The organism is Mucilaginibacter mallensis, from assembly GCF_900105165.1.
In the GTDB taxonomy this organism is placed as follows: Bacteria; Bacteroidota; Bacteroidia; order Sphingobacteriales; family Sphingobacteriaceae; genus Mucilaginibacter; species Mucilaginibacter mallensis.
In genome coordinates this window covers 1,097,537-1,116,016 of sequence record NZ_LT629740.1, presented here as the reverse complement: position 1 = coordinate 1,116,016, position 18,480 = coordinate 1,097,537, and the positions used below count along the sequence as shown (strand labels likewise).

Annotated in this window: 16 protein-coding genes and 1 pseudogene; 14 read left to right on the top strand and 3 right to left on the bottom strand. The window is 41.3% G+C overall.

Features of this window, described 5'->3' with window-relative positions:
- The first annotated feature begins 103 nt into the window (after nucleotides 1-103).
- The 11 genes from BLU33_RS04615 (at nucleotide 104) to BLU33_RS04555 (ending at nucleotide 10,287) form a co-directional block, all read left to right on the top strand.
- The gene (locus tag BLU33_RS04615) at nucleotides 104-334 is read left to right on the top strand and encodes an AtpZ/AtpI family protein (protein WP_091369802.1); all 231 of its coding nucleotides are present in this window, start codon (nucleotides 104-106) and stop codon (nucleotides 332-334) included.
- Nucleotides 331-717 carry a hypothetical protein gene (locus tag BLU33_RS04610; protein WP_091369800.1) on the top strand — a complete coding sequence of 129 codons (387 nt, stop codon included), beginning with the start codon at nucleotides 331-333 and terminating at the stop codon, nucleotides 715-717. The genes BLU33_RS04615 and BLU33_RS04610 overlap by 4 nt, the downstream gene beginning before the upstream one ends.
- A gap of 14 nt (nucleotides 718-731) precedes the next feature.
- Complete coding sequence (gene atpB / locus BLU33_RS04605) at nucleotides 732-1,832, top strand: F0F1 ATP synthase subunit A (protein ID WP_091369798.1); 1,101 nt, start codon at nucleotides 732-734, stop codon at nucleotides 1,830-1,832.
- Nucleotides 1,833-1,914: 82 nt separating this feature from the next.
- A complete protein-coding gene (gene atpE / locus BLU33_RS04600) occupies nucleotides 1,915-2,118 on the top strand; it encodes an ATP synthase F0 subunit C (protein WP_091380181.1) in 204 nt (67 codons plus the stop codon).
- Nucleotides 2,119-2,217: 99 nt separating this feature from the next.
- Nucleotides 2,218-2,709: a F0F1 ATP synthase subunit B gene (gene atpF / locus BLU33_RS04595; protein WP_091369797.1), complete on the top strand. Its 492-nt coding sequence runs from the start codon at nucleotides 2,218-2,220 to the stop codon at nucleotides 2,707-2,709.
- Between the two features lie 124 nt (nucleotides 2,710-2,833).
- Complete coding sequence (gene atpH / locus BLU33_RS04590; RefSeq protein WP_091369795.1) at nucleotides 2,834-3,379, top strand: ATP synthase F1 subunit delta; 546 nt, start codon at nucleotides 2,834-2,836, stop codon at nucleotides 3,377-3,379.
- 37 nt (nucleotides 3,380-3,416) lie between these two features.
- Nucleotides 3,417-4,994, top strand: coding sequence for a F0F1 ATP synthase subunit alpha (gene atpA, locus BLU33_RS04585; RefSeq protein ID WP_091369794.1), 1,578 nt, complete (start codon nucleotides 3,417-3,419; stop codon nucleotides 4,992-4,994).
- A 120-nt stretch (nucleotides 4,995-5,114) separates the two neighbouring features.
- Nucleotides 5,115-5,999 (top strand): ATP synthase F1 subunit gamma, encoded by an 885-nt coding sequence (gene atpG, locus BLU33_RS04580; RefSeq protein WP_091369792.1) that lies wholly within the window; start codon nucleotides 5,115-5,117, stop codon nucleotides 5,997-5,999.
- A gap of 119 nt (nucleotides 6,000-6,118) precedes the next feature.
- Nucleotides 6,119-7,747 carry a glycosyltransferase family 39 protein gene (locus tag BLU33_RS04575; RefSeq protein ID WP_091369790.1) on the top strand — a complete coding sequence of 543 codons (1,629 nt, stop codon included), beginning with the start codon at nucleotides 6,119-6,121 and terminating at the stop codon, nucleotides 7,745-7,747.
- A 714-nt stretch (nucleotides 7,748-8,461) separates the two neighbouring features.
- Nucleotides 8,462-9,319 carry a DUF4349 domain-containing protein gene (locus BLU33_RS04565; protein ID WP_091369786.1) on the top strand — a complete coding sequence of 286 codons (858 nt, stop codon included), beginning with the start codon at nucleotides 8,462-8,464 and terminating at the stop codon, nucleotides 9,317-9,319.
- A 779-nt stretch (nucleotides 9,320-10,098) separates the two neighbouring features.
- Nucleotides 10,099-10,287, top strand: a complete 189-nt coding sequence (locus tag BLU33_RS04555) for a hypothetical protein (protein WP_091369783.1) — start codon at nucleotides 10,099-10,101, stop codon at nucleotides 10,285-10,287.
- A gap of 88 nt (nucleotides 10,288-10,375) precedes the next feature.
- Here BLU33_RS04555 and BLU33_RS04550 read toward each other — a convergent pair whose 3' ends face one another.
- On the bottom strand, nucleotides 10,376-11,608 hold the full coding sequence (locus BLU33_RS04550; RefSeq protein WP_091369781.1) for an acyltransferase family protein: 1,233 nt from the start codon (nucleotides 11,606-11,608) through the stop codon (nucleotides 10,376-10,378).
- Nucleotides 11,609-11,823: 215 nt separating this feature from the next.
- On the opposite strand from BLU33_RS04550, the pseudogene BLU33_RS04545 reads away from it, so the two are divergent.
- From BLU33_RS04545 to BLU33_RS04535, 3 genes and pseudogenes are all read left to right on the top strand, one after another.
- Nucleotides 11,824-13,063, top strand: a pseudogene (locus tag BLU33_RS04545) (amino acid permease).
- A 395-nt stretch (nucleotides 13,064-13,458) separates the two neighbouring features.
- Entirely contained in the window at nucleotides 13,459-13,902 is a 444-nt protein-coding gene (locus BLU33_RS04540) for a lipocalin family protein (protein ID WP_091369779.1), read from the top strand.
- Between the two features lie 159 nt (nucleotides 13,903-14,061).
- On the top strand, nucleotides 14,062-15,027 hold the full coding sequence (locus BLU33_RS04535; RefSeq protein WP_091369778.1) for a TIGR01212 family radical SAM protein: 966 nt from the start codon (nucleotides 14,062-14,064) through the stop codon (nucleotides 15,025-15,027).
- Nucleotides 15,028-15,148: 121 nt separating this feature from the next.
- On the opposite strand, the gene BLU33_RS04530 is transcribed toward BLU33_RS04535, so the two are convergent.
- Together BLU33_RS04530 and BLU33_RS04525 are read right to left on the bottom strand one after the other, a co-directional pair.
- Nucleotides 15,149-15,484 (bottom strand): hypothetical protein, encoded by a 336-nt coding sequence (locus tag BLU33_RS04530; protein WP_091369776.1) that lies wholly within the window; start codon nucleotides 15,482-15,484, stop codon nucleotides 15,149-15,151.
- Nucleotides 15,485-15,568: 84 nt separating this feature from the next.
- On the bottom strand, nucleotides 15,569-18,016 hold the full coding sequence (locus BLU33_RS04525) for a penicillin acylase family protein (RefSeq protein WP_091369774.1): 2,448 nt from the start codon (nucleotides 18,014-18,016) through the stop codon (nucleotides 15,569-15,571).
- Between the last annotated feature and the right edge of the window lie 464 nt (nucleotides 18,017-18,480).

Below are 18,480 nucleotides of genomic sequence, written 5' to 3'. Positions count from 1 at the left end.
TTTTCGATAAAGAAGGTGTAGAAATTTGCCTCAAAGTATAACCATTTATTAAAAGCTTTGCTAAATTACTAAATAGTATGCAATAGGTTTAATAAATTTGCAGATGCCCATAAATGAACAAAATGATAGCGACGACAACCCGGGCGGCGCAAGCAGCCTGGCTAAGTTTACCGGCCTTGCTTTCCAGATGATTGCCATTATAGGCGCGTTTACCTACGCAGGCTACCGTATTGATAAGGCAGAAAACCATACCACCCAATGGGTTACAGCCATGCTTGCCCTTACGGGCGTATTTATTTCTTTTTATGTTGTTTTTAAATCCCTCAAAAATTGAAGATCTCTAAAATCCTTATCTCCTTTTTACTATTTACCTGCCTGCTTGCAGTGCCCCCGCTCCTGTTACAATATTTTGATAATGGCGACCTGCTGGTACCTAATTTCTGGACAATTTTCTTTTTTATATCCGCTTTAACATTGATAATTATTGTTACCGTTTTACTGGTTCAGCAAAAAAATAATGAGATGTATGCCGCGGCTTTTCTGGGCGCAACCACGTTTAAACTGCTTGCATGCCTCATTTTCGTGCTGATTTTTATTAAAAAAAGCCACCCGGAAAAGCTCAATTTCGTGCTGGATTTTATGTATTTATATTTCTTAAATACGGTCTTTGAAATTTACGGTTTGTTACGTAACTTGCGCAACCAAAATTCAAAGTAAAAAGTTCATTTTAAATGGAAAAAAGGTCGATTTTGAACTCAAAAATATTTAAGCTTTCACGTATTTGTGCTCTTTTTGTTGCACTGTTAGCAATTTCAGGCACTGCATTTTCGCAAGAAAAGGCCAATAATAACCCCGATAAACCATATGATCCGAAAGTTGCGATTTTCGAGCACATTGGTGATGCACATTCATGGCATGTTTCATTGCCACTTGTTAAAGAACTCTCCATTCCCCTGCCGGTAATCATATATACTAGTAAAGGATTGGAAGTATTCATGTCGGATAAATTGTACAATGCTAATAATGAAGAAACGGCTTATCAGGGGAAAAATTATACCTACGTACTTGAAAACGGCAAAATTAAAGTAGCTGATGCTGCCGGCAAGCCAGACGAAACAGTAAGGGTATTGGATTTTTCAATCACCCGCAATGTTGCCAGCATGTGGTTAGGCATGATTATATTGCTTATCATCTTTGGCAGCGTGTCATCAACGTATAAAAAACGTGTTGGTAAAGCGCCTAAAGGTTTACAATCATTTATGGAGCCTTTGATAGTGTTTGTACGTGACGATATCGCTATTCCTAATATCGGTGTAAAACATGGTAAATACATGTCGTTATTACTTACACTGTTCTTCTTTATATTAATAAACAACCTGCTAGGTTTAGTACCTTTCTTCCCGGGAGGTTTTAACCTTACTGGTAACATTGCGGTAACACTATCATTATCATTTATTGTTTTATTAGTGATTAACTTTAGCGGTAACAAATATTACTGGAAACACATTTTCGCACCTGATATCCCATTGTGGTTATACATTATCATGGTGCCTGTGGAGTTGATCGGTATTATCTCAAAGCCATTCGCGTTGATGATACGTTTGTTCGCTAACATTACTGCAGGTCACATCATCGTATTAAGCTTAATATCATTAATATTTATATTTAAATCATTAGCGGTATCACCGGCATCAATAGTTTTCGTAGTATTTATGGATACTATAGAATTACTGGTAGCATTTTTACAGGCTTACATATTTACGATGTTAACCGCGCTATTTGTAGGCATGGCTGTTGAAGAACACCACCATGAACATGGTGCAGAAATTTAATTTTCAATATATATTATAATACATAAATAATCAAACAATGACAGGAATGATCGGAATGATTGCCCAAGCTGCAGCTGCAGGAGTGGTAGGTAAAATTGGAACTCTTGGTGCAGGTTTAGCCGTTATCGGTGCTGGCATCGGTATTGGTCAAATTGGTGGTAAAGCCGTTGAAGGTATTGCCCGCCAGCCAGAAGCTGCTTCCAAAATCCAAACAAACATGATCATCGCTGCGGCCCTTGTTGAAGGTGTTGCTCTATTTGCGGTGGTTGTTGCCATGATTGGCTAAAAACAAAAAAAAGAATATCCCGGAGCGGTTGGCACCGGGCATATTCTTTTTTTAAAAAAGAAATTATTTAATACGCTTAAAAATAAGTAAGTATACATTATGGAGTTAGTTACCCCCGAATTAGGTTTGGTTTTTTGGACCACAATATCGTTCCTGATATTTTTGTTCCTGCTGCGCAAATTTGCATGGAAACCGATCTTAGGCGCAATTAATGATCGTGAACGCTCTATTGAAGATTCATTAGCTAAAGCAGATGCCGCTAAGTTTGAAATGGAACGCCTTAGTGAAGAAATAGAAGCTTCATTAAAACAAGCCCGTATTGAGCGCGATGATATATTATCTGAAGCCAGGAAAGTAAAAGAAAAGATCATTGCTGAAAGCAAAGATGCCGCACAGGCTGAAGGCGCAAAAATGATTGAAAAAGCCCGCATTGAAATAACCAGCCTGAAAGCCATTGCTATGGCCGACGTGAAAAACCAGGTAGCATCACTATCATTAGAGATTGCTGAAAAGGTTTTACGCAAACAGTTTGAAGACAGCAAAAAGCAGGACGAACTGGTTACTGAATTATTAAAAGAAGTGAAAATATAATATCGGATTTCGGATTTGGGATTTCGGATTTATTTCTGAAATGCTAAATTCAAAATTCGGTTAAATCTGATATAGATTTCGTAATTAAATCCGAAATCGAACATCCGAAATCCGAAATAAAAATATGTCAGAAATAACGGTAGCAATAAGGTACGCCAAAGCAATTATAGATCTTGCAACAGAGCAGAAAACGCTGGAAGAGATCAATAAGGATATGGAATTTTTTGTGCACACCATAAAGGCAAACCCGCAACTAAACGCGGTTTTGGCTAACCCTATTATTTATCACGATAAGAAGATAAAAATACTTGAGCAGATTTTTGGCGGCAAGGTTAACAAGCTAACCATCGAGTTTTTTAAGATCATGGTAAATAAAAGCCGTGCCGAAATATTGTATGTAGCTGCGCAGGAATTCCTGAACCAGTATGATGTTATCAAACACATCACCAAGGCTACAGTAGTATCAGCATCGCCATTATCTGAGGAAAACAAAAAAACAATTTTAGCTGAGCTTGAACAAACAACAGGTGGTACCATAAAACTTACCGCTAAAGTTGATGCCGACCTTATAGGCGGATTTGTACTAACCGTTGGTGATAAACAAATTGATACCAGCGTTGCCAGCAGCTTAGCTAAATTGAAAAAAGAATTTGCCCAGGGCGTGGCTTAATAAAGTAAAAACATAACTCTAAAATAAAATTTAAAAAATGGTAGAGGTAAGACCAGATGAAGTATCAGCAATATTGCGCCAGCAATTGTCAGGCTTCAAGTCAGAATCTGAATTAGAAGAAGTAGGTACCGTGCTCCAGGTGGGTGACGGTATTGCCCGCGTTTACGGGTTAACAAAAGTACAATCAGGCGAGTTGGTTGAATTTGTGAGCGGATTGCAAGGTATTGTACTTAACCTTGAAGAAGACAACGTAGGCGTTGTATTACTTGGTCAGTCTGACAATATAAAAGAAGGCGACACAGTAAAACGTACCAACCGTATCGCTTCAATAAACGTTGGTGAAGGCATGCTTGGTCGTGTTGTGAACACTTTGGGTGAACCGATTGATGGTAAAGGACCAATAGCCGGTAAAACTTATGAAATGCCTATCGAGCGTAAAGCTCCGGGTGTAATTTACCGCCAGCCGGTAACTGAGCCTTTGCAAACAGGTATTAAAGCTATCGATGCGATGATCCCTATCGGCCGCGGACAACGTGAGCTGGTAATCGGTGACCGCCAGACTGGTAAAACAGCTGTTTGTATCGATACCATCATCAACCAGAAAGAATTTTATGCTGCAGGCAAAATGGTTATATGTATCTACGTTGCTTGCGGTCAAAAAGCATCAACTGTAGCAAACATTGTACGTACGCTTGAAGAAAACGGCGCTATGCCATATTCAATAGTTGTTGCGGCCAGCGCTGCTGACCCTGCTCCTATGCAGTTCTACGCGCCATTTGCAGGTGCTGCAATTGGTGAATATTTCCGTGATACCGGACGCCCTGCTTTGATCGTTTATGATGATCTTTCAAAACAAGCTGTTGCTTACCGTGAGGTATCATTATTATTACGCCGCCCACCAGGCCGTGAAGCTTACCCGGGTGACGTATTTTACCTGCACAGCCGTTTATTAGAACGTGCCGCTAAAATCAACCAAAATGATTCTATCGCCAGGGAAATGAATGATTTACCGGAGTCATTAAAAGACGTGGTAAAAGGCGGTGGCTCGTTAACAGCGCTTCCAATCATTGAAACCCAAGCGGGTGACGTATCAGCATATATCCCAACCAACGTAATTTCAATTACTGACGGTCAGATATTCCTGGAGTCGAACCTGTTTAACGCAGGTGTTCGTCCGGCTATTAACGTAGGTATCTCGGTATCACGTGTAGGTGGTAACGCACAGATCAAATCAATGAAGAAAGTTGCCGGTACCTTAAAACTTGACCAGGCACAATACCGCGAGCTTGAGGCTTTCTCAAAATTCGGTTCTGATCTTGATGCATCAACAAAAACAGTATTGGATAAAGGTGCCCGTAACGTGGAGATCCTTAAACAAGGCCAATACTCACCTGTAACTGTTGAAAAACAGGTTGCTATTATTTACTTAGGTACTAAAAACCTGATGCGTAATGTACCTGTAAAAGATATCAGGAAGTTTGAAGCTGAGTTTACCAGCCAGCTGGAAGAGCGTCACCCTGAGGTATTAGCTGCCCTTAAAGCAGGTAAACTGGATGACTCAATTACCGGTGTACTGGAAACAGTAGCTAAAGAATTATCAGGAAAATATAATTAATGATGTGCAGATATGCTGATGTGCAAATGTGCAGATCAGTATATCTAAGCTTCAAAATAAAAAACAGTTGGAGATGTGTCATTTGCACATCTGCACATTTAAAATTTGCACATTTAAAGAATGGCTAATTTAAAAGAAGTAAGAAACAGGATTGCATCGGTAAGCTCAACGCAGCAGATCACCAAGGCCATGAAAATGGTTTCGGCTGCCAAGTTAAAGCGTGCCACAAATGCCATAGTAGCTTTACGCCCTTATGCTAACAAGCTTAAGGAGTTATTGGCTAACCTTTCAGCAAGTTTAGAGGATGGCTCATCACCTTTTTTGCAGGAACGCGAGCCGGCGAAAGTACTAATAGTGGTAGTAACATCAAACCGTGGTTTGGCTGGTGCTTTTAATGCCAATGCTATTAAAACTGCTAATAATTTAATTGCCGAAAAATACAGCGACCAGCTAAAAGCAGGCAATGTATCAATAGTTGCAATTGGTAAAAAAAGCCAGGAATACTATCAACGCCGTAAGTTCAACGTTATTGGCAACAATAATGATGTATACCTCGACCTTAACTTTAGTAATGTTTCAAAAATAACTGACAGCATTATGCAAGGTTTTCTGAAAGGTGAGTACGACCGTGTGGAAATAGTTTATAACCATTTCAGGAACGCGGCTATGCAGTTTTTAGTTACTGAGCAGTTATTACCTGTTCCAAAGGCTGAAAAAACCGAGCAAAACAAAGGCACACAGGTTGATTATATACTAGAGCCTTCGCAAGAGGAAATAGTTGAACAACTGATACCAAAGAACATTAAAATACAATTATACCGCGCTGTACTGGATTCACATGCATCAGAGCATGGCGCACGTATGACGGCAATGGATAAGGCTACCGAGAATGCAGGTGACTTATTAAAAGCCCTTAAACTATCTTACAACCAGGCACGCCAGGCAGCTATCACTACAGAGCTTACCGAAATTGTGAGCGGTGCGGCTGCATTATCAGGCAATTAAAAACAGATATACCATCTCAGCAATGAGATCTTGAAAGTCGCTCCATATCGGGCGACTTTTTTTATGTTCTTTGAGTTAACTTTTTATTTATAGTTATATCTTTATTGTACAATATACCTATGTTTAAAAAAGCCGACTTCACAATTAATAGTCACGATAATGGCTATAAAATTATTATTTGGAGCATAATAGGGATCGGAATTGTTTTAAGGTTATTCCATTATTTTAATGACCGCTCCTTATGGGAAGATGAGATCTACCTTTCAACCGGGATAGTTAAGCTCAGTTTGAGCGGCCTGCTACATCAATCACTCGATTTTCAACAGAAGGCCCCCATCGGCTATTTGCTCATTGTTAAGCTCTGCACTATGCTGTTTGGCAGCAATGAAATGGGGTTAAGGCTATTCCCACTGCTCTGTGGCATAGGCTCATTATTTGTTTTTTTGCCAGTTGCCCAATATTTTCTAAAGCCTGTTGGGGTGATAGTTGCCTTGACCGTACTGGCATTTGCACCACCGTTAGTGTATCACGCAATTGAAGCCAAACAGTATTGTACGGAACTGTTTGCAACCATTATTATATTATATACTTACACCCAATACCAGGATAAAACTGATCTCAAATCTTTTGTTTTATGGGGAATTTGGGGTGCTACAATTGTCTGGTTCTCCTACTCCTCGGTATTTGTTTTAGCGGGGATGGCCTGTGTACTTAGCCTTTATTATTTAATAGAAAAGCGGTGGAATGTATTATTAAAACTAGCTATTCCCTTTGTATTATGGTTTGGCAGTTTCGCGGTAAATTATATCATATTTACCCAAAAGAATGCGCATACCGGCTGGCTGGTTTACTTTTTTATGAAGCATGATGCTTTCCTGCCTTTGTCTGCTGCGGGTATCCCGTGGCTATTGCATCAAACATTTGCGTTTTATAATTACCCTATGGGCTTAAGCTGGTTTATATCCTATCACAGCATAGGTTTACAAATCTTAGAGCGAATGGCATGGGTACCCGTAATATTTACCTGCACAGGGGCTTATTATCTGTTTAAACGCAACAAACGACTACTGCTATTCATCGTATCTACGTTCCTGATCGTATTTTTGGCTTCAGCTATAAAGCTTTACCCTTTTCATGAACGGTTAACTGTATTTTTAGCGCCATTGTTCATCTTATTGATAGCAGCAGGCTGCCAGTTTGTATTTCGTCGGGAAACAAAAAATGTAGTGCAATACATATTGGCAGGTTTATTACTATTTGGCCCGGTTAAAAACTCGATTGCCCAGGTTGCAGATACAAATTTATTTGGTGATTACAAAAAAGCGTACCATCGTGAGGCATTCGATTACCTGAACAAGCATTACCAGCCAGGCGATATGGTATATGTTTCCTGGAATGATCTCCCCGCCTACAATTTCTATAAAATGATCGACAGTATGAAGTTCACTGCTATTGAGGGTATAGATTATCGCTACACCAGTCATAATTTTAATGAATACTTCAGCAAGTTGAACACCGAGTTAAAACTATTTGCAGGCAAGAAACGGGTATGGATACTGCACAATAATAATTTTGATATTGAGATAGGCGACTATATCGGTCACCCGAAGTGGTACTATGTACACAATGATGGGATTAAGCAGTTGGATAAGTGGCTGGCAACAAAGGGTAAAGTTATTGAGGAATTTAAAGTTGATAATGGTGGTGTAAGTAATGTAAGGGAGATGCTGATGAGTTTTTCGAAGTAACAATATTACTAGCTTCCCTTACTGGCTTCAGTTTGCAACTGGAACCTACGGATAACGATGCTTATGATTCCTGATTGTCTTTCAATTTGTGACTGGAACGCTGATTATTTATCGCATGGTATCGCTTGTCGCTAAGACGTCACTTTTTGTCTTGATACAAAAAGTAACCAAAAAAATCAAGTCAGTAGATTAGGCTTCTTTGCGCACAAGGCCTCTTCCCTGCAAATCAGGCAAAACCTGGGCTGCTATATTTTTACCCTGCTGTCGCTACACACTTTGGCCTTTACGCTTCTGTAAAAATCTGCTATGCCCCGCCACCGCGCAAGGCCACAATCGTTTTACCTGATTTCACCCGAAGCTGTTCTACTGACGGAGAAGAGCCCCCCAACCCTCTCCTTTGCTGAAGACTTTAATTGAACCGTAATCAAAAGCGGGCAAATGCCCGACAAAAAGCGCGGGCCTGGGTGTTTTGCCTGTGGGAGGAAGGATCTTTTTGTCTTGACTTTTTGTTTCTTTTGTGTCAAGACAAAAGAAATAGGGCTCCGCGCCTATGAGCGGCTTCATGCGATAAGTAACACGCTTGCATAACCGCTCTGTATAGCATAGAGATTGCTTCGTTCCTCGCAATGACGCGTAGTTATTTTATTTCCCCTTTGGGTTACCTTTTCCCATTTCCCGTATCAATATAAAAACAACAAATCAATTTATAAACCTATGAAAAACAGATCATTAGTAATGATGCTGACAGGCATTGTATTGCTTGGCGCATGCAAAAATAAATCGAGTTATGAGTCTGCTGAAACTGCTGATAGTGCCCGTATGGAAGACAAAATTGCAGACACAACTTTAATGGCCAAGCTGGTAAAAACGGCCGATATCCGCTTCAAGGTTAAAAATGTACAGCAAACAGGCGAGAATATTTCAGCGCTTGCCACAAAATATAACGGCATGGTTATGCACCACAACATGACATCCACCGACGAGCAAACCCATGATGTACGCCTGAGCGATGACTCCATAATGCGCATCTCTGCTTTTAACACCAGTGCCGATATGACTGTGAAGATACCTACCGAAAAACTGGATGAATTCCTGACCACGGTAAGCCATATGGGTATCCATGTAAATGAAAGTAAAATGGATATTGAAGATAAATCACTGGATTACCTGGCAGAAAAATTAAAACTGAAGAACCGCCAGGAATTTATCGCCCAACAAAAACAAGGCAAAATTATAGTTAAAGATCCCAACAAGGTAATGGACCTGAAAGATGACATGGTAGATGAGCAGATTGGCAATAAAAGGATTGATGACGAGGTAAAATACAGTGTGATCAGCATGAGTTTTTACCAGAGCAACACCATCAGCAAAGAGATCATTGTTAATGATGATACATCAACCTATAACCTGCCTTTCTTTAGTCAGTTGGGCATGGCGATACAAAATGGCTGGTTTATTTTTAGTGAAGTGATCATTGGGCTGGTTAATGTATGGGCCTTTGTTTTATGCGGGATTGCAATATGGCTGGGTATAAGGTATTACAACAAGCGCAAAGCACACCCGATAGTTTAAGTTATTTCCCCTGCAGGGTATTTGGCATTACCCTGCGGGGGACTTCTTCGTTCCGTTATCATAATGCTGTTTTGGGATTATGTAATGGGCGGAGAAGTTTATTTTTTTAAGGCTTGTTAAGTCGCTTGGTATCGCTCATAGCCGCTAAGGCCTGTTTCTTTTGTCTTGATACAAAAGAAACAAAAAATCAAGTCACTAGAAATGCTTCTTTGCCGCACTTGGCCTTTCCCTGCAAATCAGGCAAAACCTGGGCTGCTATATTTTTACCCTGCATGCGCTACGCACCTGGCCTTTGCGCTTCTGTAAAAATCTGCTATGCCCTGCCACGCACAAGGTCACTATCGTTTTGCCTGATTTCGCCCGAAGCTGTTCTACTGACGGGGGAAAGAGAAAAATAACTTAAGATGAAAAGTTTTAATTGAAACATTATGAAAAGCGGGTAAAGGCCCGACAAAAAGCGCGGGCCTGGGTGTTTTGCCTGTGGGCGGAAGGATCTTTTTGTCTTGATCTTTTGGTTACTTTTGGATCAAGCCAAACGGCGAAGCCCTCTTGAGTGCCTTGAAAAAGCAAACAAATACGAAAAAAGTAACTAGGGCTCCGCGCCCATAAGCGGCTGCGCGCGATATTCAAACCTGCATTATTCCTCTGTATAGCCGGGGATTGCTTTGTACCTCGCAATAACGCTTGAAAGAAAACCACCAAATTAAAAATCTTCAAAACATTCATCAATTTCCCGCAAACATTTCTATTTTTGCTTCATTCAATTTACATTATCAAAAATGGACAAAAGATTAGAAGCAGCAAGCGAGCCACGCCACTACATAATATTAGTACTTGCAATAGTTTTAGGTTTAGTAGGTATTTACCTGCGTTTCGCCGATTTTAAACATAGCTCAGAAATTGCTGATGTTATTCTGTTTATCGGCACTATTATAGCTATCAAAACAGTTTTCAATATCATGAAATAAGATATTAACCCTATTCCGGTTAATATCCCAATTCCTTCATAATAAAATAATAAGCATCGGAGTAATTTCTGGTGCTTTGCTATTTACGCTACGCGATCTTCTCTGAACTATTTTCAGGATTCCGGACTTTATTTTTGATCAGGAAATCCGACCTACGGATATAATGATTTAAGGGCTCCTCAACCAGCTTAAATAAAGTTACTGCTATAATATTCAGTATAACAAAAGCATAAAACAGGTTAAGCCAGTCGTACTCAAATGGCGAATGCCACTCCAGCCCCCATTTATCATACAGCGCAAACACATCATCATTAAGTTTATCAAAAGTGCCATTAATCAGGTTGGCCATATAGCCCAGGTGTATCAGGTAAAATATATAGGAGCTTTTGCCCAGTAACTCAATAAAAGGCATAGCTAAAAAGCTTTTGAACCGGGTAGTTTCGGTCAACAGACCATAATAAAATAGCGCCACTGCCACACATAAGAAGTAGTTATTGGTGATGATCCCCACCGGGCTCTCCAACCCTGCCGCCCATCCTGCCGGTATAGGCTGAAATGCCATCACCAGCACACAAACAAATATCAGCACAAAGCCTGCATAGGTAAAATTAAACTTATTGGTTCGGGTAAAGCCTTTATTAAGCACATATCGCGCCAGCTGAACCCCTACAAAAAATTCGAAGCATCGCCCAAAAAAAGTGAACAGCATTACAAAAGTAAAGTTGCCGAAGAAGCCATGCCAGTTAATATGCCTGAAGATAAGCACCATCACTACCCCAAATGCCGTTAATATTACCGGCTGCAAATAAAACTTGCCATGCCTTTTGGCGATGAGGAATATAACAGGTGCTGAAAAGTAAAAGCACTCCTCTACCGTGAGCGACCAGCCCTGCGCAATTCCCGTATTCCAAAACTGGTAAAAGAAACCGCGTATAAACGTAAGATTCATGAGCAGCAATCCAATCGGGTGCGGGTACCCCTTGGTGATGGCCTGATCATTACTAAAATAAAAATATACAAAGGCGCCTAGCGTAAGCAAAAAGTACATGGGGTAGATACGTGCCACACGGTTTTTAAGGTATTGCCTGAACCATGCCCCCGTTAAATGAAAGTTATTGTAATACCGATAAGTTATTAAAAACCCCGACAGGACAAAGAACAATGATACCCCAATATGAAACTCTCCCAGGAAACGCAGTACAAGCGGCGGAAAAATACCATCAAAAATGTAGCTGTAATGCGATATGAACACCAGATAAGCGGCCATGGCACGTACACCTGTTAAAGCGGGAATATAGTTGGATACTGTTTTCTGCGACAAAATGCTTTTCAAATATTTTCCCCGAAATTAAGCTTTTATCTGTTTTTGTTTATTCATTTATTTTTAGATAGCTTTAGAAATGTAATTTATGCTGATGCTAAGGGTCAGTTATTTATATACTCCGGCTTATACCCCTGTTAATTAAAATCCATTAATAACCCAAATCCTCAAAAAAGATTGGTCTGTGGACCACTACCTCATTGGTTGTAGGCAGCATGATAGGCGCTGGCGTTTTTTTAATGCCCGCCGCCATGGCCTCTTTTGGCAGTGTAGGTTTATTAGGCTGGATATTTTCGGCCATTGGCTCCTTTTTTATAGCTAAAGTGTTTGCCAACCTCAATAAACTGTTGCCACATAGCACGGGTGGCCCTTATGCCTTCTCGCAAAGCGGTTTAGGCGATTTTGCGGGTTTCCTGGTGGCTTGGGGATATTATATATCCAACGCTTGCGGAAACTCGGCCATTGTAATTTCATTTACAAGCGCGCTAAGCACCTTTTTTTCCGTAATAGGCACTAATCCTCTTATATCTATTTTAATCAGTATGGCTGCTCACTTATATTAATACATTGGGGGTTGTTGCCGGCGGGAGAGTACAACTGGTCACTGCCATTTTAAAGATCGTTCCGCTGGTGCTAATAGCTGTCGACGGCCTGTTTTTTATAAAAGCCAAATACTTTTTACCTTTCAACAGCAGCGGGGTTTCGGTACTGAGCGCTATAAGCACCACCGCCGCCATGACCATGTTCTCCTATCTCGGTATTGAGTGCGCCACCATACCCGCAGGCAGCATTGAGAACCCCGAAAAAACAATTGGCAAAGGAACCATACTGGGTTTATTAATTACGGCTGTAGTTTACATTTTAGGCAGTGTTAGTGTAATGGGCATCATCCCCGCTAATACACGGGCCCACTCGCTCACTCCTTATGCCGATGCGGCGGTAATCATTTACGGCAGCAATGCCCGCTATTGGGTAAGTGCCGGGGTAGCCATAGCTGCCTTTGGCTCGCTCAACGGCTGGATACTCGTACAGGGCCAAGTGCCCTATGCCACGGCAAAAGACAAGCTGTTCCCGCCTATATTCGGCAAACTGAACAAAAACGGCGCTCCCTTTTTTGGCATATTCATGAACGGTGTGTTTATTTCATTCTTCATTTACATGAACTACAACAAAGGCCTTGTCGATCAATTTAAATCCCTGATGCTGGTGGGAGTTTTAACTACGCTCGTGCCATTTCTGTTTTCAATAGCAGCCTATCCCATCATCAGGGCGCGGAAAAAGATCACTACTGGCTGGGCAGCTGCCATTATACTGGCCGTGTTAGCCTTTAGCTACACATTATGGATGGTAGTAGGCTCGGGCGAGGTACCAGTGTTCTATGGTTTTGTGCTGTTAATGCTAGGCATTCCCTTTTATGTATGGCTGGCCTACAAAAAACATAAGGCATCAGAGTAATGTGTTTTTATAACATTTGGACGTTCCCGCTAGCCAGCGGGCCGGGCTTTCCACTCATACGCCTGCAGGCCTTAAGCTCAGCCTGCACTGAGGCTCTCGATTGGGCCGGTATCCATTGCATCCCCCCGCTACCGCAAGCGTCCCGCTTGTGGCCCGTATGCAATTTAGCCGCATGGTAATAATTAGTTTGTTATGCGCTTGATTATCTAAACACCAATACCACAAGTGGGACGCTTGCGGTAGCAACGCTAGTCTTTTATCTGAATGATGGTAAATATTAACTCATTTTGTCTTTTTTGTTAACCTATGGGATAATATAAGAAATAATTAAAAAAGTCCATCCCTGATTTAAGCCTTTTAATATCTTTGCCGAAAATACTTAAACCATTCATATCATGAATAAAATTTTACTTGTAGCCCTGGCGGCAATTGCACTATTTATGGGTTGTTCAAAAAAGAATAATCCCTCACCCTCAGCATCTTTGGAAGGTAAATGGTATATTACTACCGATACTGCTAAAGTATACACTAATAATGTATTAACTCAACAGGATCCTGAAAGCTTTGATCATAGTGATTATGTTCAGTTCAACTCAAATGGCACCGGCATTCAGCTATCAGGGGATGCTTCATCAAATTTTACCTATTCAGTTAAAGGCAATAGCGTAACACTTAATTATCCGAAGCAAACAATTGACAATACTACTATTGATGCATTTTCAAAAACTGCAACGTTTAAAGCAACATCCAGCGCCCTATATATTTATATTGAGGATACTGAAACTGATGGTAGTACAACTTACCGCTACACTGAAGCAACTTATTTTACAAATAAATAGGTACAAACAAGGAGCATGAATTAAGAGGCAGGAGCCAGGACCAATTGTCCGCTCTTGCCTTTTATATTTTATTGGCGATGTAAAGTTCATTTACCATGCTGAAAGCTATCAGATTGTTAAAGGAGATAGGCCTCGCAAAAAATCCCTATCTTTGCCGCAATGCAATCATTGGAATCAACAATACAGACATCACCATGGGAAAAAGGCTATAATAACTATGGCCCGTACCTTAAGCAAAAATACCCTGGTCAGCGGGTGTTTAAGGTAATTGTTGATGGTGGTTTTACCTGCCCCAACCGCGATGGCTCAAAAGGCTACGGCGGTTGCACCTATTGTAATGTTGATTCATTTACACCATCGCCAACCCGCAGTAACCCCACTATAAAGGAACAGGTGATAGCAGGTGTGGATCGCGCCCGCAGAGGCAATAAGGCCGATAAATTCATTATCTATTTTCAGCCCAATACCAACACCTACGCCCCAACACATTACCTGAAGGCCATGTATGACGAGGCCTTAAGCTATTATACAGAGGATATTGTAGGCCTGTCGGTAGGTACGCGCCCCGATTGTATCGACCCGGAAAAAATTGCCCTTTTAGAAAGCTATACCGACCGTTTTGATGTGGATATTGAAATGGGTATGGAATCTATCTATAACGATACCCTGGCGCAGATAAACCGCGGCTGTGACCATGATGACCTGCTGAAAGCATTAAAAATGTTAGAGAACAGCAAGCTTGATGTCTGCGTTCATACTATATTCGGTTTCCCCTGGGAGAGCCACAATCAAATGCTCGCTTATGCGTATGAGATTAACCGTCACCCGCAAATAAAATTCACCAAGCTGCATCATTTACATATTGTTGAAGGCAGCGTAATGGGTGTAAAATACAAACGCCAGCCATTTAAGCTCTTCAGTCTGGAAGAGTATGCTGATTTCCTGTGCGATTTTCTGCCATTACTGCGCCCTGATGTCATCATCCAGCGTTTATTTGGCCTGAGTGATCTTGACTTGCTGATAGCCCCCAACTGGCAGCTTAAAAAGTCTGAGATCCAGTATTATATTGATCAAAAAATATTGGAAAGAGGTGTGGTGCAGGGGAGTAAGTATCAACCATTGTGAAAAATGAAAAAGTCATGCTGAACTTGTTTCAGCAACCCATAAGTTAAGTAACAAGCATGTAGTCTATATATGTCCTGTGAGATGCCGAAACAAGTTCGGCATGACGGGACTTAACTAGTTACTATCCCCAAATCAACCTTCTTACTAATATCCCGCTTAGTGCCGACATACCTCCAACCAAACCACCAATAACAGCAGTTAAAGCCAGCAGATATCCCCAGCCCGGTAATGTAAACATGTGCGCCACACGTGTAGCCAGTATGTGGTCATTGGGCACAGTTTTAAATAATGCCAGTGCCACCCATACAAATGCTACCCCAAAAAATCCCGACCAAAAGCTTCGGCCCGGAGTTTTACCTATCCATAGCGCTGCCAGAAAAGCAACTATAGCCGCTACCCACCAGGGCATAAAAAAGCCCGCCGCGTATGATAATATTAGTATGATCAGGAATAACATATCTCTCTTAATTATTTAGTGAATTAGCGAATGAGTGATTGAGTGAATTTTCAAATCTTCAAATTACCAAATCATCTAATCATTCTAATCTTTTTTCTCAAGTACAACCGTTTTTTTAATTCTTCCCTTACCATCGCCCGGTTTTTGCATAAACAGCAGTTCACTTAGCTGGCCACTTTTCCAAATGGGTAGCATATCGTCATAATAATAACTTCCCGGGTTACCCGACTCACCTGTTGGTAATATGCCATACCCTTTTACCTGTGGCCCCAACTGCACTACCATTCTCCATGATGGCCCATTATCTCCCTTGAGTGCATTGATAACTCCACTGGTACCACCTGCTACAAAATTTCCAGTACCAAATCCTGGTAAGCTAGCTGTATGGCTAATATAGGTTTGTTTGATATATCCCCATTCCCATTTCTCACCCTGCGGGCCATTTTTTGTTGTCAGCTCATCAATAGCATCATAAAATGCGCGGTTAACAACATCAGTACATGTTTCGGTAGCTTGTGTTTTGGCGTTATCAAACCATTTGGAATTAGGCTCGGTAAGCAGCAGCCTTTCAGTGCGATCATTATAAGGGGGCTGAAAATATTCGCCTTTTATGTAAAATTTATCGGCCCAGATTAAATTATAAAAATGCTGCCACCAGGCGTCAAAAACAGTAGCACCTATGGCGTTTGCATCATAACGTTTATCCCATTTTTTAAGCAACTCTACCGCTTTTAGCTGCGCGGCATCCATTTTTGTGGGATCGAGATATTTGATCATGGTTGGCAAAACATCCTGCGCCAAAATACTGTAATTATCCATCTGCATCAGGCGCATACTGTCTACTGTAGCGCCGTGCATAGCAGTAAGCCGGTCATTAATGCGCTTACCGCGATAGTACGAGCCAAATTGCCAGTTAATATAATAAGGATAGGAGGCATCGGTTGCAGATTGATTTGCTGAACTCACAAAACCGCGCGACGGGTTCTTTACCGTCGGGTTCTGACTGGCGGGGATCCAGCCTTGCCAGTCGTTGGCCGGATCGCTGCCATCCAAAATAAATTTACCCTGATCCTTATATTTCAAGGGGAATTTACCGTTAGGTGTTATGGCAATATCGTTATCCACACTCGCGAAAATAAAGTTTTGTGCAGGCGCAGTAAAATAGGTAAGCGCAGCCCTGTAATCGGTATAATTTTTTGCGTGATTAAGCAAGTAAAAGGTTTTGATATCATCTGATGTATCATGTGCTATCCATCGTAAAGCATCACCTACAGGCACATTCCTGTTATAACTAACTCCCGTATCTTTTTTTGCAATGGTTTCATAAACCACCGGCCCATGATGGGTATATATTACCGTATCATATTCAGTTTGCTCACCCCGTATTTTTATTGCCTCAATACGGCGTGTTACCTTATTCCAGCGGTTGTTGTACCAGTATTCATCTTTGGATTTATCCTTAAATTTTATCTGGTACCAATCCAGTACATCGGCACCCACATTGGTAACACCCCAGCTAACTTTTTGGTTATAACCTATAACTATACAAGGCGCACCCGGCAACGATACCCCATTAACATTTACTGACGGCGATGTTAATTGTATCTGGTACCATATAGATGGAAAACTTAATGTAAGGTGAGGGTCATTAGCTAAAATGGGATAGCCGCTGGCTGTTTTACTGCCATTTACTGCCCAGTTATTACTGCCGATGCCATCTATCTTTTGTCGTGGCTGTATGCCGGCCGTCATCTGTGCCTCAAAAGCTTTTGATGGCTTAGGTACAGGCAGCGGTTTAAAATCCCATTTTGTTCCTGCCGGAATGATAGGTTCATTATTAAAATGCTGATCGGGGAAAAGATCGTTCACCGCATTTACGCCAAAATGCTTTAGGTTATTAGTCATGGCAAACTGGTCTGAGCCACCGGTCAATGTTTCCGACATCAGCTTTAGCAAAAAGGCGCAGTTAATGGGTTTAAGTTCCTCTGGTTTATAATCCAATAATTTAAATTCGATAGGATAATCACGAATGGTAAGCTGGTGAACATAAGTATTAACGCCTTCAGTATAAGCGGTGATCACCTGTTTAATTTCCGGGTCCTTCATCATCTCACTGATGGTGTTTTCAGCACCGTAAACCATGCCCATGCGGCGTTCATAACGATCATGCGCCAAAGCTCCGGGGCCCACTATTTCGGCCAATCTGCCCGATGCGCTGCGGGTTTGAATATCCATTTGCCATAACCTGTCATGTGCAGTGATATAGCCTTGCGCGTAATATAAGTCATGATCATTTTTAGCGAAGATGTGCGGTATCATGTGCTCATCATAGCTGATGGTCACCTTATCAAGCAGCCCGGGAAGTTTTAAAGTTTGATTAACAGTGATGTGCTTACTCTCCGCATTTTGCCAAAAACCTGTAGCTGGGTTTAAGAATTTGCCCAGCGGTGGTATGCTGCCAAATTTTGTTTGTAATGCCCAAATAAAAACCAATGTTGCAACAACAGATAAAAAGGCTTTTAGAAATCTCATTACGACTGGTTTTTGTATAAACAAGTATAAGGAAAGTATTTGATTGAGGAAAGAGATAGGAATTAAGAGTTTACTTCTATACTTCACCCCGCGTCATTGCGAGGAACGAAGACAACCGACCGGAGGGAGCTCATTAATACCATTGGAAAACAAATACAGCATTAATAATCTCCGACTGTGCAAAGCGATTTGCATATCGTTTACATATCGCTCGAAGCCGCTCATTGCCGCGGAGGCTACTACTTTTGTCTTGATACAAAAGGTAGCAAAAAATCAAGTCAGTAGAAATGCTTCTTTGCCGCACAAGGCCTCTGCCCTGCAAATCAGGCAAAACCTGGGCTGCTATATTTTTACCCGGCTTGCGCTACGCTCTTAGCCCACGCTTCTGTAAAAATCTGCTATGCCCTGCCACGCTTTTGGCCACCATCGTTTTGCCTGATTTCGCCCGAAGCTGTTCTACTGAC